Source organism: Protofrankia sp. Cas8 (genome assembly GCF_963555845.1).
In the GTDB taxonomy this organism is placed as follows: Bacteria; Actinomycetota; Actinomycetes; order Frankiales; family Frankiaceae; genus Protofrankia.
On sequence record NZ_CAUVXI010000088.1, the window covers coordinates 18,392 to 20,194 of the forward strand.

General features: G+C 67.1%; 2 protein-coding genes. One reads left to right on the top strand and one right to left on the bottom strand.

The window, feature by feature from the left end; all coding sequences use genetic code 11:
- Positions 1 to 185: 185 nt before the first annotated feature.
- Positions 186 to 881 (top strand): NAD(P)-dependent oxidoreductase, encoded by a 696-nt coding sequence (locus tag U9977_RS14330; RefSeq protein WP_322749745.1) that lies wholly within the window; start codon positions 186 to 188, stop codon positions 879 to 881.
- A gap of 190 nt (positions 882 to 1,071) precedes the next feature.
- Here the strand turns inward: U9977_RS14330 and U9977_RS14335 are convergent.
- Positions 1,072 to 1,803 (bottom strand): TIGR03620 family F420-dependent LLM class oxidoreductase (locus U9977_RS14335; protein ID WP_322749746.1); only part of this gene is annotated, 732 nt, incomplete at its 5' end.

Consider the following 1,803-nt stretch of genomic DNA (forward strand, 5'->3'; position numbering starts at 1 on the left):
AGGCTCAGCTTGGCCTCGGCGATCCGCCGGCTCCGGGTTCGTCCTCCCTCGCCAGACGCCGATCCGTCAACACCTCGCGCTGTCAAGCCCCCTGACCTCCCCACGTTATGCTATCGTTTTCGTACCATACGAGATTCGTAGTACTAGATCGCGACCCGCGCCCGAGGGTCAGGAGGAGCGTAACCATGAGGATCGTCGTCTTCGGGGCCAACGGGTCGACCGGCCGACTGCTGACGGAGCAGGCGCTAACCGCCCGCCACGACGTCGTAGCGGTGACCAGGCGGCCGGCCGATTTCCCTGTCACGCACGAAGGACTGGACGTCGTGGAGGCAGACGTACATGACGCGCCGGCCGTTGATCGCGCGATCGACGGGGCACATGTCGTGCTGTCGACGCTCGGTGTGCCCTTCACGCGCAAGCCGATCAGCGTCTACAGCGACGGCGTGCGCACCATCGTCGCCGCGATGGCCAAGCACGGGATCAAGCGACTGGTCGTGGTCAGCTCGAGTGCCACCGAGCCGCACTACCATGCTGACGGCGGTTTCCTGCTGAACCGAGTCATGCAGCCGTTGCTCACTGCGACGATTGGCAAGACGACGTACGCGGACATGCGGCTCATGGAGGAACTCGTCCGCGCCAGCGACCTGGAGTGGACGATCATGCGCCCGTCGGGCCTGTTCGATGCTGTCGGGGTGACGAGGTACGAGCTTCACGAGGATCAGGCGCCGGGCGTATTCACCAGCCGCGCCGACCTCGCCGCGAGCTTGCTCGAGCAGGCGGGAAATGCCCGGTTCGTGCGTAAGGCGGTCGCAGTGACAACGCTCGAGGGCGCTCCCACACTGTTCCAGATGCTGCGCCGGGAGGCATTCAAGAGAGGCTGACGTTGGACGGACTGCGGCTCGTCCTGGAGACGATGTTCCCGGGAATGTGCAGGAACCGTGCGGGTTCCTGCACCGTCCACAGGGATTGTTCGACAGCAGGCACCGTTTGGCCAGGTCGAAGGGTGCCACGAGGCCGAACCCCAGCTCTGTTCCTTGATCCACGCTCGTGTTGTCGGGCGCGCGTACTCGTCTAGTGGATCAGTGCGGCGAGTTCGCCCCATTCCCGACGGGGGAGTGTTGTCGGGTCGGCGGTCAGGACCTGGAGGGCGACGTGGTCCGCGCCGGCATCGAGGTGGTCTTTGACTCTGCGGTGGATGTCGTCGAGGGTGCCCCAGGCGACGAGGGCGTCGATGAGGCGGTCGCTGCCCTGGCCGGCGAGGTCGTCGTCGGTGAAGCCGTGTCGGCGCAGGTTGTTGGCGTAGTTGGGGAGGCGGATGACGCGGCTGACGTTGGCGCGGGCGATGCGGCGGGCGTCGCCGGGGTCGGTGACGAGGACGACTTTCTGTTCGGGGATCAGAAGGGGTCCTTCGCCGAGGTGGCGGCGGGCGAATTCCGTGTGTTCGACGGGAACGGTGTAGGTGTGTGTGCCGCCGGTGAGTTCGGCGGCCAGCCTGAGCATCTTCGGTCCGAGGGCCGCGAGGATGCGGTGCAGACCGGTGGCGGGTGGGGCGCCGTAGTAGGGGGCGGCGTCCATGGCCGTGAGGTAGTCGCGGGTGACCTGGAGCGGGCTGGCCATCTGGTGGCCGTGGTGGCCGCGGTGGGCGATGGCGGGGGTGTGGCTGACGCCGATACCGAGCAGGAAACGGTCGGGAAATCCTTCGGTCAGGGTGCGCTGGGCGTTGACCATGGCGGTCGCATCGCGGGCCCACAGGTTCGCGATCCCGGTGGCGACGACCATGCGCCGGCTGGCGGCGAGTAGCAG

What these genes read in the sequence shown, in the direction of transcription:
- U9977_RS14330 (WP_322749745.1), top strand. Translation starts at nt 186, where the DNA reads ATGAGGATCGTCGTCTTCGGGGCCAACGGGTCGACCGGCCGACTGCTG.